General features: G+C 71.7%; 18 protein-coding genes and 1 pseudogene. All 19 read right to left on the reverse strand.

Annotated elements, in window-relative coordinates:
- Nucleotides 1-14: 14 nt before the first annotated feature.
- The 19 genes and pseudogenes from KF941_RS19780 to KF941_RS19870 all read right to left on the reverse strand — a co-directional run bounded on the left by KF941_RS19780 (nucleotide 15) and on the right by KF941_RS19870 (nucleotide 13,628).
- Nucleotides 15-440 (reverse strand): NlpC/P60 family protein, encoded by a 426-nt coding sequence (locus tag KF941_RS19780; RefSeq protein ID WP_072462092.1) that lies wholly within the window; start codon nucleotides 438-440, stop codon nucleotides 15-17.
- Nucleotides 437-1,255 (reverse strand): DUF2163 domain-containing protein, encoded by an 819-nt coding sequence (locus tag KF941_RS19785; protein WP_116220484.1) that lies wholly within the window; start codon nucleotides 1,253-1,255, stop codon nucleotides 437-439. The genes KF941_RS19780 and KF941_RS19785 overlap by 4 nt, the downstream gene beginning before the upstream one ends.
- Entirely contained in the window at nucleotides 1,252-1,884 is a 633-nt protein-coding gene (locus KF941_RS19790) for a DUF2460 domain-containing protein (RefSeq protein ID WP_036760246.1), read from the reverse strand. The genes KF941_RS19785 and KF941_RS19790 overlap by 4 nt, the downstream gene beginning before the upstream one ends.
- A gap of 3 nt (nucleotides 1,885-1,887) precedes the next feature.
- A complete protein-coding gene (locus KF941_RS19795) occupies nucleotides 1,888-2,550 on the reverse strand; it encodes a phage tail tape measure protein (protein ID WP_214274311.1) in 663 nt (220 codons plus the stop codon).
- A 24-nt stretch (nucleotides 2,551-2,574) separates the two neighbouring features.
- Nucleotides 2,575-2,784, reverse strand: coding sequence for a phage tail assembly chaperone (locus tag KF941_RS19800; protein ID WP_214274312.1), 210 nt, complete (start codon nucleotides 2,782-2,784; stop codon nucleotides 2,575-2,577).
- The gene (locus tag KF941_RS19805; protein WP_036760252.1) at nucleotides 2,781-3,098 is read right to left on the reverse strand and encodes a gene transfer agent family protein; all 318 of its coding nucleotides are present in this window, start codon (nucleotides 3,096-3,098) and stop codon (nucleotides 2,781-2,783) included. Before KF941_RS19805 ends, KF941_RS19800 begins: the two co-directional genes overlap by 4 nt.
- A 1-nt stretch (nucleotide 3,099) precedes the next feature.
- Nucleotides 3,100-3,513, reverse strand: a complete 414-nt coding sequence (locus tag KF941_RS19810) for a phage major tail protein, TP901-1 family (protein ID WP_024843686.1) — start codon at nucleotides 3,511-3,513, stop codon at nucleotides 3,100-3,102.
- Between the two features lie 12 nt (nucleotides 3,514-3,525).
- Nucleotides 3,526-3,945, reverse strand: coding sequence for a DUF3168 domain-containing protein (locus tag KF941_RS19815; RefSeq protein WP_036760253.1), 420 nt, complete (start codon nucleotides 3,943-3,945; stop codon nucleotides 3,526-3,528).
- On the reverse strand, nucleotides 3,942-4,292 hold the full coding sequence (locus tag KF941_RS19820; protein WP_214274313.1) for a head-tail adaptor protein: 351 nt from the start codon (nucleotides 4,290-4,292) through the stop codon (nucleotides 3,942-3,944). The genes KF941_RS19815 and KF941_RS19820 overlap by 4 nt, the downstream gene beginning before the upstream one ends.
- A pseudogene (locus tag KF941_RS19825) lies at nucleotides 4,289-4,907 on the reverse strand (hypothetical protein). Before KF941_RS19825 ends, KF941_RS19820 begins: the two are co-directional and overlap by 4 nt.
- A 126-nt stretch (nucleotides 4,908-5,033) precedes the next feature.
- Nucleotides 5,034-6,200: a phage major capsid protein gene (locus KF941_RS19830; RefSeq protein ID WP_214274314.1), complete on the reverse strand. Its 1,167-nt coding sequence runs from the start codon at nucleotides 6,198-6,200 to the stop codon at nucleotides 5,034-5,036.
- 23 nt (nucleotides 6,201-6,223) lie between these two features.
- Nucleotides 6,224-6,760, reverse strand: coding sequence for an HK97 family phage prohead protease (locus tag KF941_RS19835; RefSeq protein ID WP_240540497.1), 537 nt, complete (start codon nucleotides 6,758-6,760; stop codon nucleotides 6,224-6,226).
- Between the two features lies 1 nt (nucleotide 6,761).
- Complete coding sequence (locus KF941_RS19840; protein WP_024843692.1) at nucleotides 6,762-6,995, reverse strand: hypothetical protein; 234 nt, start codon at nucleotides 6,993-6,995, stop codon at nucleotides 6,762-6,764.
- Nucleotides 6,996-8,195, reverse strand: coding sequence for a phage portal protein (locus KF941_RS19845; RefSeq protein WP_214274316.1), 1,200 nt, complete (start codon nucleotides 8,193-8,195; stop codon nucleotides 6,996-6,998).
- Nucleotides 8,196-8,343: 148 nt separating this feature from the next.
- Nucleotides 8,344-9,735: a terminase family protein gene (locus KF941_RS19850; RefSeq protein WP_214274624.1), complete on the reverse strand. Its 1,392-nt coding sequence runs from the start codon at nucleotides 9,733-9,735 to the stop codon at nucleotides 8,344-8,346.
- Nucleotides 9,635-9,994 (reverse strand): hypothetical protein, encoded by a 360-nt coding sequence (locus KF941_RS19855; RefSeq protein ID WP_052096250.1) that lies wholly within the window; start codon nucleotides 9,992-9,994, stop codon nucleotides 9,635-9,637. The genes KF941_RS19850 and KF941_RS19855 overlap by 101 nt, the downstream gene beginning before the upstream one ends.
- 318 nt (nucleotides 9,995-10,312) lie before the next feature.
- A complete protein-coding gene (mltG, locus tag KF941_RS19860) occupies nucleotides 10,313-11,491 on the reverse strand; it encodes an endolytic transglycosylase MltG (RefSeq protein ID WP_036760259.1) in 1,179 nt (392 codons plus the stop codon).
- The gene (fabF, locus tag KF941_RS19865) at nucleotides 11,488-12,750 is read right to left on the reverse strand and encodes a beta-ketoacyl-ACP synthase II (protein ID WP_214274317.1); all 1,263 of its coding nucleotides are present in this window, start codon (nucleotides 12,748-12,750) and stop codon (nucleotides 11,488-11,490) included. Before fabF ends, mltG begins: the two co-directional genes overlap by 4 nt.
- Nucleotides 12,751-12,857: 107 nt before the next feature.
- Complete coding sequence (locus KF941_RS19870; RefSeq protein WP_072462101.1) at nucleotides 12,858-13,628, reverse strand: enoyl-CoA hydratase-related protein; 771 nt, start codon at nucleotides 13,626-13,628, stop codon at nucleotides 12,858-12,860.
- Nucleotides 13,629-13,635 lie beyond the last annotated feature (7 nt).

A 13,635-nucleotide genomic window follows, 5' to 3' on the forward strand; every position in this document is an offset into this window, starting at 1 on the left:
GCTTTCCCTTTTCCCTATAGCGGCGGAAACCGGAACCGCCCGGCGATCCGCGCCCGCCACGGCGCCGACAGCGGGCTTTCCACCACGCCATGCCGGTCATAGGCATGCACGAAGCTGGCCCGCTCGCCGATGTCCGCCACTATTCCCATATGCTTGGCCGGCGCCCCGGCCCGCATGCGAAAGACCAGCACGTCGCCCGGCCGCTCGTCGGGCGCGGGCAGCAGCAGCCGCCCCGCCCCGCCCAGCAGCAGCTCGGCCCCGCCGACCTCGCCCCAGTCGGGCGTATAGGCCGGCATGGCCTCGGGCTCGGCGCCGCACAATTCGCGCCACACCCCCCGCACCAGCCCCAGGCAATCCGTTCCCGCCCCCTTGACCGAGCCCTGATGCACATAAGGCGTGCCGATCCAGGCCCGCGCCGCCCGAACGACGGCCGCGCTCATCGGTTCACCTTGGGCGCGATCAGCCAGTCCTCGGGCGGCAGGTGCGGAAAGCCGCGAAAGTTCAGGTAGTTCAGGAACTTCATCCGGCAGGTCTCGGCCCGCTTGTCGCAACCCGCCTCCAGCCGCACCCGGTCGCCCGCGGCGGGCCGGATACCCAGCGCGGTCCACAACTCGACCTCGCGCCGCGCGCCGGGCAGGGCGGCATCCGCCTTGACCAGGCCCGACAGCCCCTCGGCCGCGCCGGTCAGCACGACCAGCCGGCCATGCTCGAACCAGCCGCCGTCATGGCCCGCGATGCCCGACAGCGCCAGCCGGCCCTCGTCCTCGGCCTCGACCACGCCCTCGGCCGAATAGCCGGCTCGCGCCAGGTCGAACCGGCACTGCCCGTCCCCCAGCATGGCCGAGCAGCGCGGATGATAGACCCGCCCCTGCGCCCGGTTCAGCGGCTCGGACAGGCCGCGCAACTCGGCGCGGAACGCCGCGCCGCTGCGCACCACCTCGCCCAGATGGCCGCGAAAGACCAGCCGGCGGTTCGCGCTGTCGGTCCAGTCCACCTCCCACAGGCGCACATCGGCGCCGTCCCAGCGCCCGGCCATCAGGTCGCGCTCGGTGATGGCGCTGTCCGACAGCGCCCCCACCGCCTCGCTGTTGTCCACCGACAGGCCCAGGCCCTGCACCAGCGCCCGCGCGCTCAGCCCGCTGTCGGGGCGGAAGGTCACGCCGTCGAAGGACAGCGCCAGGTCGTGGTCGGTAAAGCCCAGCACCAGCCCGTCGCGCCGCGCGACCGCCCAGGCCCGCGCAATCGTCTCGGTCATGCCCGCACCTCCACCACCGGCACCTGCGGCAGGTCGCCCGCCTGGAAGGACGCGACCGAGACCGCGATCCGGTCGGTGTCGAAGCGCACCGGCACGTCGAACTCGAACCCCGCCGTGACCACGGCCCCCGGCTCGGGCGGCGCGGCGAAACTGACCACGCCCGTCGCCCAGTCCACCGCGAAATCCACCCCGGCGCGCAGCTCGACATTCCCGGCCCCGGCCAGCACCGTGCCCTGGACCGGCTTCGCCACCGGCCGCCAATAGCGCGCCGGACCCGAGGCATAGGCCTTGCGCAGCGCAAACTCGCGCCGCACCCCGTCGCCCATGCCGATCTCCTGGTCCTGGAAACTCACCGCCGCGCTTGGCGCGCAGGACTTGCAATCGGCCCAGTCCTTCCAGCGAAACCCGTGCATCTGCCCGGCCCGCGCCTCGAAAAAGGCGATCAGCGCCGCCACGTCGTCCAGCGAGCGCAAGCCCAGCCCGGCGTCATAGCGCCGCCGCGAATGCGCCCAGGGCGTGCGCCGCTCCTCGTGGCCGTTGGTCAGCGCGACGATTTCCGTCCGCCGCTCCGGCCCCCCGACCGAGCCGAAGGACAGGTTCGCCGGGAACCTGATCTCGTGAAATGCCATGGCTCACCCGTTCCTTTCCCCGCGCGCCAGCAGCCGGCCCATCTGGGCGGCGATCTGGCTCTGGCTGCGCTGGAACCCCGCCACGTCGGGGGTCGAGACGTTGAAGGTCACGCTGACCGGCCGCCCCCCGCCCTGGGCCGCGACCCCCAGCCGCCCGTCCGCGCCGCGGCGCAAGGGCATGATCGCCTCGGCCCCGGCATCGCCCATCAGCCCGGTCGCGCCGCGCATCGGGAAATAGGTCGGCTGGCTCACCACGCCCCCCTTGGCAAAGGGCATCACCCGCCCCTGCGCGAAGGCAACGCCATCCGCAAAGGGCAGCGCCGCCGAGACCATGCCGTTCACCCCCTGCGCGATCGCCCCGGCCAGCGCCTGCTCGATCGGCTTCATCGCCACGGCGAATGCGCTGTCGGCCATGCTGCGCGCGATGCCCTTCAGCGCGTCCGACAGCTTCATGCCGTCGAATACCAGCCCCGAGAACGCCCGGCGCAGCCCGCTGCCGATGCCCGATGTCAGCGTGCCCACCTCGCGGTTGGTATGGACCATCGAGGCCCGCAGCCGCGCCAGCTCGGCGTCGAACTCCGCCGCCAGCCGCGCGCTCTGCTCCAGCCCCCGGCCCAGCGCGGGACCGTCCTCGTCCAGCCGGTCCAATCCGTCCTTGTTCGCCATGACGGCGCCTCCTTTTCCCTCATGCTAACCGGCGGGCCGGTCGGGATAGCGCACGACCAGCTCGGCCAGCCGGTCGCGCGTCATCGCCGCGCCCCGCGCCTCGACGCCCAGCATCAACGCCAGCTCGGCCGGGGTCAGCGCCCAGAACTCGGCCGGCGTCAGCCCCAGTCCGCCCAGCCGCGCCGGGCCCAGGCCCATGCGCATCAACCCCGGCCAGTCCAGCCCGCCGCTCATGCGCCCTCGATGCGAAAGGCCCGCGCCAGCAGCGCCGCCGCCGCATGGGCCGCGGCGACCGGCCCGCCGCGCAGGTCCGCCGAGGCCAGCGCGTCCATGCCGCCCGGCCAGCCGCCCGCCCGCAGGCCCGCGACCAGCACCGCCATCACGTCGCGGCTGGAAAACCGCCCGCCCTCGAAGCGCTCGACCAGCGCGATCATGCTTTCCGCGCCCAGCTCGGCCTCAAGCCCGGCCAGCGCGCCCAGCGTCAGCCGGGCGACATGGCGCCGCCCGTCCAGCCAGATCTCGACCTCGCCCGCCAGCGGATTGGCCATCTCAGAACGCGACGAAGCTGATCGCGCCCGCGCTTGCCATGGAAATCTCATAGGTCGCCTCGCCATTGTAACTGCCCGCATATTCCAGCGCCGTGATCTGGAACGGCCCCTCGACCGTGCCGAAATCCGGGATCACCACCTGGAAGCGCGGCACCTCGCCGTCGAAGAACACCTGCCGCGCGCGCTCGTCCGTGGTCCCGTCCCGGAACACCCCCGACCCCGAGATGCTGGCCGAGCGCACCCCCGCGCCCGCCAGCAGCTCGCGCCAGCGCCCCTCGCTTTCCAGGCTCGTCACGTCCACCGTCTCGGCATTGAAGCCCAGCCGGGTCGCCCGCAGCCCCGCCACGGTCTCGAAATGGCCGTCGCCGGTCATGTCCATCTTGATCAGCAGGTCGCGTCCGTTCTGCACCGCCATCACCGTCTCTCCTCAACCCAGGTCGATGCGCGCGCGAAAGGTCAGGTCGACCCGCCGCCCCGCGCCGTTTTCCGCCCGCCGCGCGCGGGCGCGCAGGAACCACAGCCCCGCCAGGTGCCCGCGATCCAGCGCCATGTCGGCCGCCTCCAGCGCCTCGCTGACCGCGACCGCCGCCGCCTTGACCGCGCCGAAGCCGCCCGCCGCCTCGGCCCCCGACAGGACCGAGACGACGAAATCATGCACCGCGCCGCCGGCCGTCATGTCGCCCGCGTCGCGCACCTCCTCGGGCCCCAGCGAGACATAAAGCCCCGCCGGCGCCGCCACCGGCATGGCGTCATAGATCGCGTCGCCCACCAGCGCCGCCAGCGCGCCGTCCTCGCGCAGGCGGCGATAGACCGCGGCCTGCAGGGCGGCCGTTGCAAGATAGCTCATGCCAGGGACTCCTCTTTCGCGATGCAGACCAGCCAGCGGCCGCCGGCATCGCTCTCGGCCACCGCCTCGATGCGAAAGCGCCGGGCGGCCGCGCCCGCGCCCAGCCGCAGCCGCTGCTCGGGGCGCGGGCGGCGGGCATCGCCGGCAGGCGCCGCCCTGACGGTGATCCGCCAGGTCACGACGCTCTGCGCCCCCACCTCGGCGATGCGCTCCGCCCCCGCGCCCGACCGCATCTCGGCCCAGAGGCGCCCGACCTCCTGCCAGGTCAGGCGGAACCCGCCCATCCCGTCGGGCACCCCAAGCGGCGCTTCCACCACCAGCGGCACCGTCGGCCGCGGCGCCCTCATGCCCGGCCGCGCGACTGGCCGCGCCCCCCCAGCACCCGGACCGAGCGCCAGCGCTCGATCAGCGCGCTGACGCCAAAGGGCAGCGCCCCCGCCGAGCCCTGAAAGCTGCGATCCTCGTGATAGCGCGCGGCCAGCAGCAGCACCGCCTGCGCCAAATCGGCCGGCACCTGCGCCCATTCCGCCCCGAACCCGGCGGCAAAGGTGATCTCGGCGAACCCGCCCAGGGGCACCGCCGGCAGGACCGTGCCCACCGGCGCCAGCACCGGCCGCTGCATGTCCGCCACCAGCCTCCAGGCCGCCGGATCGACCGGCACCGCTGCGCCCGCCGCATCGGCGATCTCGACCGCCTCGACCGTCTCGACCGGGGCCAGCGGCAGGGGCTGGGCCCATCGGGTCGCGCCATGCCTCCAGCCGCAGCCGGAACCGCCGGGCCAGCAGCACCTTGCCGGTGCGCGCCTCGACGGTGGCGATGGCCGCGCGCAGGAACCCCGCCAGCGCCGCGGTTTCGGCCGGGTCCTCGCCGGTGCCGAACCCGGTTCCCAGCCGCAGATGGTCGCGCAACACCGCGACGGGCAGCGCCCCGGCCGCGGGCGCCGTCACTTCCACAAGCATCATCCTCGTCTCTCCCACTCGCAGGGCTTCGGGCAAAGGGGGCCGCGCCGCCGCACCCTGGCGCGCGCGGACAGTTGCATTTGCCGGCAGGGCACAGGCGACCGGCGCGGCCCCCGCTTCGGCGCTGGATCAGCCGAAGACCATCAGCTTGACCGCGCGGGCATCGGTGACGCCGCCGCCCACCCGCTTGCTGGCATAAAACAGCACATGCGGCTTGGCCGAGAAGGGATCGCGCAGCACCCGCAGGTCCGGCCGCTCGACAATGGTATAGGCCGAGCGGAAGTCGCCAAAGGCGATGGAATGCGAGCCCTGGGCGATGTCGGGCATGTCCTCGCAGACCAGCACCGGATAGCCCAGAAGCTGCGCGGGCTGCCCCATGGCCAGGCTGTCCGCCCACAGGAAGCGGCCGTCCGCATCGCGCATCTTGCGCACCGCGGCGGCGGTTTTCGAGTTCATCACGAAGCTGGCATTGGCGCGGTATTGCGCCCCCAGCGCATAGACCAGGTCGATCAGCGCATTGGCCGGGTTGGTGGCGGCGAAATCGCCGTTCCCGCCCGACGGGATGGTGCCGATCTGCACATTGGTCGCGGTGCCGTTCGGCGCCTTGGCATGGGTCAGGATGCCGCGCGGCTTGTTCACGCCGTCGCCGCTGACAAAGGCCGTGGCCTCGGCGCGGGCGAATTTTTCGGCGATGCGCCCGGCCAGCCAGGTCTCGACATCGAAGGCCGCGTCGTCCAGCAGGCGCTGGCTGGCCTTGGGCATGGCGGAAAGCTCATGCACCGGGATCACCACCCGCTGCACGCTGGGGGTGCCGGTCTCGGCCTGGGCCGTGGCCTCGGTGGCCCAGCCATGGGCGATGTCGCCCATGTCCACCAGCACCTCGTAGCTTGCGGATTCCACCGTCACCACATTGGCGACGCGGCGCAATGACGCGGTAACGTTCAGCGCCTCCTGCACCTGCATGGCCACCGTCGGCGCCGCCAGGAACCCCCCGTCCGAGGTCGAGGTCATCGCCTTGCCCTCCAGCGGCAACCCGCGCAGCGCGCCGTCGTCGCCATGGCGGATATAGGCGTCAAAGGCCTTCTGATGCGGCGCGCCCTGGTCGGCCTCGGCCGACAGGGGGGCGCGGGGGCGGGAAATGGTCTTGCGGTCCAGCATGGTCATGCGTGTTTCCTGTGCTTCCAATCGGTTCTGAATCTCGCTGCGGAATGCCTTCAACTCCTGGACAAAGCCCAGCATCTCGGCCCCCAGGTCGCCGGGCACATCCGCCCCGGCCGCGGCTTTCACCTCGGTCATGATCCCCTCCGTTTCGGTGAAACTCACTTGGCGCGCAGCGCCAGCGTCGCGGCCCGAAAGGCCGCCGCCATCTCGTGCAGCCGGTCCGACTTGGTCCCGACCTTGGCCTCGGCCAGCATCGGGAACGTCACCAGCGACACCTCCCACAGCTCGACCTCGGTCAGCAGGCGCCGGCCCTTGCCGTCGCGCTCGGCGGAAACGGTGCGATAGCCGATCGACAGCCCGTCGATGGCCCCCGCCGCGACCAGCGCCGCCGCCTCGCGGGCCTGGGCGATCTCGGGCAGCAGGCGCCCCTTGACCCAAAGCCCCTTCTCGTCCTCGCGGATCTCCTCCCAGACGCCGATGGGCCGGGCGGGATCGTGCTGCCACAGCATCCGCACCCGGTCGCCCCGCGCCTCCAGCCGCTTCAGGCTGGCGGCATAGGCGCCGCGGACAACGACGTCGCCGCCCTGGTCGGCCAGGCCGAACAGGCTGGCATAGCCCTCGATCCGCGTGCCCTCGGCCACCACCGGTCCGCCGGCGGCATATTTCAACTCCAGCCCGTCATGGCTTGGGCCCATCTCAGCCTCCTTTCGGCGCATATTCCAGAATCGACTGCACCGCCTGGGTCAGGATGACCGCGACGACGCCATAGACGGTCATCCACAACCGCCGCTCCAGCCCCTCGATCAGCGCCTCGATACGCTCCAGCCGGCGCTCCACCTGGGAAAATTGCAGCGCCATGATCCGCTCCTGCGTCTCAAGGCGCTGGTCGTGCCAGTCGAAGGGCTCCTTGACGAAACGCGAGCCCTCCATCTACCCCTCCGCATCGGCCAAGGGCGGCAGGCCCAGCGCCGCCCGCTTCTCGGCCGGGGTCAGGAAACCGGCCTCGCCGACGCGCTTCCAATGCTGGTCGCGCTCCTCGGCCAAGGCCGGCACCTGGTCGGGATCGGCGCGCAGGTCGATCTCGGCCCCCAGGTGCTCGGACAGCCACCAGGCCAGGGCGCCGGCCACGCGCGAGACCAGCGGCAGCACCGTCAGCCGGTAGAAGGCCCGGTGCGCCTCGGCGTAATTGGCATAGGTCGCCTCGCCGGGAATGCCGATCAGCATCGGCGGCACGCCGAAGGCCTGCGCGATCTCGCGCGCGGCGGCCAGCTTGGTCTGGTGGAACTCCATGTCGCTCGGCGAAAACCCCATCGGCTTCCAGTCGAGCCCGCCCTCCAGCAACATCGGCCGCCCGGCGTTCCTCGCGCCCTGGTGATGCATCTCCATCTCGGTCACAAGGCGCTCGTACTGGTCCGGCGACAGGCTGCCCTGGCCGTCGGCGCCGCGGTAGACGATGGCGCCACTGGGCCGCGCCGCATTGTCCAGAAGCGCCTTGGACCAGCTCGAGGCGCTGTTGTGGACATCCACCGCCACCGCGGCCGCCTGCATGGGCGACAGCCCGTGATGGTCGTCCAGCGGATGAAAGCTGCGGATATGGCAGATCGGATCGGGACTGCCGGCCATGTCGAAGCGGACCTTGCGCCCGCCCACGCCATATTCATAGGCGACCGGCCAGCCGTCCGGCCCCGGCACCACCGCCATCCGGTCCGCGCGCAGCACGTGCAGCTCGGCCGGCAGCCCCTTCGCGCCCTCGCCCACCGCCTCCAGATAGCCGTCGCCGCTCAGCAGGATCTGGCCGTAGAGCGCCTCGAACAGCTCGGCCCGGCCCTGGCCCGGATTGGGCCGGCGCAAGAGGTCCAGCACCGGATGCACCTCATAGCGGCGCTCGCGGTCCTGGCAGATCAGCGGCACGGCGGCGGCCGCCTCGGCGATCAGCCGCACGGCGCGGAACCCGACCGGATTGCCGACGAAGCCCAGGCGCATCAGGCTGACCGTGTCGCGCGGCGACCAGACCACGCGGCCCGAACCCGCCGCCAGCGCCACCAGCTTGCCGGCGGCGCTGGCCTTCTTCTCGACCGCGACGGGCGGCCTCGCGGGCGCAGCCCCCCGCCCGAACCAGGGAAATGCCATCGGTTCCTCCTGAATCCCAAAGAAAAAGGGGCCGCGCCCGCGACCCCTCCCGGACCCCGAAAGGCCCTTCTCCGTTTCGAAAATACCCTGGGGGGAGCGCCTGCGGCCCCCCGTCGAGGGGGGCCGCAGGCGCGGGGGGCAAAGCCCCCTAAAGCCCCCGCACCGCCGGGCGCAGGTGATGCGCCCCCGGCTCGATCATCAGCTCGTGGATCGCCCAGACCAGCGCATCCAGCCGGTCGGGCGACCCCCTGCCGTCATAGCCCGCGACCGTCATGCGGCACATCTGCTCCTCCAACAGCCCCAGCCCGCGCAGGTGGCTGACCCGCCCCTGCTCGTAAAGCGCCGCCACCGGCTCGGCGCGCAAGCCCTTGCCGCGCCCCGCCCGCAGGGCGCGGAACGGCACCAGCGGATCGACCTGGCGGATCACGCTCTCGACCAGGTCGCCGCCCTGGTTGACCTCGGCCACCAGCCGCTCGGCCCCGTGCCGCCGCATCGCCGCGATCGCCGCCCGCGCCCAGTCCAGGGGCCCGCCCCGGACCGAGGCATCCTCCAGCACATAGGCCCGCCAATCCGTCACCGGCCCCTCGGCCACCACCCCGGCGACCACGATGCCGCATTCGTCCGAAGCCGCCCCCGCCGTCACCGCCGGATCGACCGCGACGACGATGCGCGACAGCGCCGGCGCCGCCTCGGCGCGGCAGCGCTCCAGCAGGCCCGCGCTCCACAGCGCCCCCTCGACATCCTCCAGCAGCAACCCCTCCAGCTCCTGCCGCCCCAGCCGGGTGCCGCCATAGCGCGCCTGCACCTCGGCCAGGAAGCTCTCGGCCAGATAGGCCCGGTTCGCGTCGGTCGGCGCATGGGTGGTCACGGTCGAGGACTGCCGCAACAGCCGCTTCAGCACCGCCACGTTGCGCGGCGTGGTGGTGACGACCTGCTGCGGATGCGGCCCCAGCCGCAGCGCGAATTGCAGCATGTCCCAGCATTCCTCGGCCTTCTTCCACTTGGCCAGCTCGTCGACCCAGGCCGCGTCGAACTGCGGCCCGCGCAGCGCCTCGGGCTCATGGGCCGAGTATAGCTGCGCCGTGGCCCCGTTCGGCCAGACCAGCCGCCGCCGCCCCGCCTCCCATTCCGGCCGCCGGTCCGGCGGGGACGAGGCCAGGATCCCCGATTCCCCGAACACCATCACGTCGCGCGCCTGGTCCAGCGTCTCGCTGACCAGCGCCACCCGGCGCGCGCGGCCCGGCCCCTCGGGGGTCGCGCCCTCGACCTGGGCGCGCACCCATTCGGCGCCGGCGCGGGTCTTGCCCGCGCCGCGCCCGCCCATGATCACCCAGCTCTTCCAGTCGCCCTCGGGCGGCAGTTGGTGCGGCAGCGCCCAGAACTCGAAAAGCCAGGGCAGCGCCGCCAGCGCATTGTCGCCCAGGCCCCCCAGGAACGCGTCAACCTCCTCGGGCCCGGCGCAGGCAAGCCAGGCGGCGCCCGATCTCGTCTCGTGCCGCGTCAAGGTCGAGTGCGCCTGCACCGACCCGCCCGGCAGCATCCTTGCGAAGCTTGTCAACCTTGCTCCTTTCCTCCAGCACCATCTGGGTCGCGGCCCGCAGTTCGCGCACCAGCTTGCCGGATTCCTTCAACTCGCCGGTCTCGCCGGCCTCGATCCTTTCCCGCAGCCGGTTCAGCTCGGCCGCATAGGACCGGAACAGCCCATCCGCGATCTCCAGCACGTTTGTGTCCGCCGCCTCGGCGCCGGGCACGAAAGGCCCTTCCGGCGCCTGCGGCCCCGGATCGAAACTCTTGGTCATTCTTGATCGCCCTGCCCTCGTGTGCCTGTCCGCACGAGCGAGACATGAAAAAAGCGGCCTCGGGGTCGCCCCCCGGCCGCTTGCCCATCTCTCCCAGCATGGGTAATTTCTACTTCAGGGCGTGCGCCGAGTCAACGCAAAACCCTCGGTTGATCGCCGCGGCGCCGATTTCCCCCGCAAGAACAATCCCTTGCCGAATGCAACACCGCAGCGCACGCCCGGCGCAACACCCGCCGCCGCCGGGTCCGGGGCACAGGCATGCGCCTTCTCCGTTCCCCAAATACCCAAAAAAACCGACCGGCCCTCCGGCAAGGCCGATCAGTCGCCCTGCACCGGCGACAGCGGCTGGCCGCGCTGGCGCTCGATCTCGCGCCAGCGGGCGACGTTGCGGTTGTGCTCCTCCAGCGTGCGGGCAAAGGCGTGCCCGCCCGAGCCGTCGGCCACGAAGAACACGTAATCGGTATCTTCCGGGTCCATCGCCGCGGCGATGGCGGCCCGGCCGGGATTGGCGATGGGCGTCGGCGGCAGCCCGTCGATCTGATAGGTGTTGTAGGGCGTGCGCCGCCGCAGTTCCGAGGCGCGGATGCCGCGGTCCAGGACCCCCTTGCCGCCGGTGATGCCGTAGATCACCGTCGGGTCGGTCTCCAGCCGCATCCCCTGCCGCATCCGGTTGACAAAGACGCTGGCCACCATCCGCCGCTCGTTCGGCTGCCCGGTCTCCTTCTCGATGATCGAGGCCATGACCAGCGCCTCCTCGGGCGTGGCATAGGGCAGGTCGGGCTCGCGCGCCTCCCAGGCCGCGGCCAGGATCGCCGCCTGCCGCCGCTCCATCTCGGCCAGCAGCGCGGCGCGGTCGGCGCCCTTCTCGACGTCGTAGGTGTCGGGGGCGAGGCTGCCCTCCTCGGGCAGGTCCGCGACCTCGCCGCCCAGGAAGCCGGCCTGCTTCAGCCCCTCGGCCACCTGCCAGCTCGTCACCCCCTCGGCGACCGAGATGCGCAGCCGCGCATCCGGCTTGGCTTCCGCGGCCGCGATGACCTCGGGCGCGGGCTCGCTGGCGGGGTTGTATTTCGCCTGCTCGGCAAAGACCCCGGTCTCGGCATCCATGTCGCGCAGGATCACCGAGTTCTCGCGCACACCGATGCGGAACACCACCTCGGTGCCGCAGGTGCTGGGACCGCCGGCGGTGATGACCCGGACGATCTCCTCCATGCTGGACTGCGGCGGCATCAGGTAGGAGCCGTATTTCAGATCGCGCGATTTCCCGGCATAATCGGCGCCCGCCCGGAAGATATAGGCATTGGACACCACGCCCTGCTCGGCCAGCTGCTGGCTGACCGCGTTCAGGCTGGCGCCGGGGGCGACGCGCACGCAGGCGGCCACGGCGCTGGGGCCGGGCCGGGTGTATTCGTGCTTGCCCCAGGCGATGGCCGCCGCGACCGCGATCAGGATCACGATCAGCAGCGTCAGGAAATTCGACGCGATGTGGCGCCAGATCATTCCTTGACCCGTCCCATCACCAGGCTCGCATTGGTGCCGCCGAAGCCGAAGCTGTTGGACAGCACATGGTCCACCTTGCGCCGCACCGCGGCATTGGCGGCCAGGTCGATCGGCGTCTCGCGCGCCTGGTCGTCCAGGTTGATGGTCGGCGGGCAGATCTGGTCGCGGATCGCCAGGATGCAGAAGATCGCCTCGACCGCGCCCGCCGCGCCCAGCAGGTGCCCGATGCTCGACTTGGTCGAGGACATCACCACATTGCCCGCCGCATCGCCCATCAGCCGCTCGACCGCGCCCAGCTCGATCACGTCGGCCATGGTCGAGGTGCCATGCGCGTTGATATAGTCCAGCTCGCCCGGCGTCAGGTTGGCGCGCTTCAGCGCGTTGGTCATGCTGCGGAAGCCGCCGTCGCCGTCCTCGCTGGGGGCGGTGATGTGATAGGCGTCGCCCGACAGGCCATAGCCCAGGATCTCGGCATAGATCTTGGCGCCGCGCGCCTTGGCATGCTCGTATTCCTCCAGCACGACGACGCCGGCGCCCTCGCCCATGACGAAGCCGTCGCGGTCCACGTCCCAGGGCCGGCTGGCCGCCTTGGGGTCGTCCTCGCGCTTGGTGGACAGCGCCTTGCAGGCGTTGAAGCCGGCGATGCCGATCTCGCAGATCGGGCTCTCGGCGCCGCCCGCGATCATCACGTCCGCATCGCCCAGCATGATCAGCCGCGCCGCGTCGCCGATGGCATGCGCCCCGGTCGAGCAGGCCGTGACCACCGCATGGTTCGGCCCCTTGAAGCCGAAGCGGATCGAGACCTGGCCCGAGACCAGGTTGATCAGCGCCCCCGGAATGAAGAAGGGCGAGACCCGCTTCGGCCCGCGTTCCTTGATCAGCACCGCGGTATCGGCGATCGAGGAAAGCCCGCCGATGCCCGAGCCGATCATGACCCCGGTGCGCTCGCGCTCGTCCTCGTTCGCCGGCTCCCAGCCGGAATCCTTCACCGCCTGCGTCGCGGCGGCCATGCCGTAAAGGATGAAGTCGTCGACCTTGCGCCGGTCCTTGGGCTCCATCCAGTCGTCGGGGTTGAACGTCCCGCCCGAGCCGTCGCCAAAGGGGAGCTCGCAGGCATATTTCGTCGCCACGTCCTTGGTGTCGAACCGGGTGATCGGTCCGGCGCCGGATTCCCCGGCCAGAAGCCTCGACCAGGTCTCCTCGACCCCCGAGGCCAGCGGCGTGACCATCCCCAGTCCGGTGACGACAACTCTGCGCATGCACGGGCTCCCTTCGCAACGCTCAATCGGGCAGGTTCTACACGCCGCCCGCCCGCCGCGCAACGCAAAGCGCCGCCCGGCCGGCGGGCTGCCGCCCCCGGTTCCGGTCAGTCGCGGTGAAACTCCGGCTTGCGCTTTTCCAGGAAGGCCCGCATGCCCTCGCGCTGGCCCTCGGTGCCGAACAGCCGGTGGAACAGCCGCCGTTCCCAGGCCACGCCCTCGGCCAGCGACAGCTCCTCGGCCCGCATCACCGCCTCGCGCGCCAGCCGCGTCGCCGGCCGCGAATAGCCGGCGATCTGCCGCGCCGCCGCCATCGCCTCGGGCACGACCTGATCGTCGGGCACCACCCGCGCCACCAGCCCGGCGCGCAGCGCCTCGGCCGCATCCATCATCCGCCCGGTCAGGTGCAGGTCCATCGACAGCGCCCGCCCGATCAGTTTCGTCATCCGCTGCGTGCCGCCCATGCCGGCGATCACCCCCAGCTTGACCTCGGGCTGGCCGAATTTCGCCCCCTCGCCGGCGATGGCGAAATCGCACATCATCATCAGCTCGCAGCCGCCGCCCAGGGCATAGCCGTTCACCGCCGCGATCTTCGGCGTGCGCGTCGCGGCGAAGCGGTCCCAGATGGCAAAGAAATCCGCCTCGACCATTGCCTCGGCGCTTTTCTCGGCCATTTCCGAAATATCCGCCCCCGCGGCGAAGGCGCGGTCCGAGCCGGTGACGACGATGGCCCCCACCCCCCGGTCCGCGTCCAGCGCCTCGGCCGCCGCCGTCAATTCCTCGGCCAGGGCCGAGTTCAGCGCGTTCAGCGCCTCGGGCCGGTTCAGGCGGATCAGCGCCACCCGACCCTCCCGCGTGATCTCGATCAGCTCAGCCATGCTCCCC

The organism is Paracoccus sp. pheM1 (genome assembly GCF_018499825.1).
Lineage (GTDB): Bacteria > Pseudomonadota > Alphaproteobacteria > Rhodobacterales > Rhodobacteraceae > Paracoccus > Paracoccus versutus.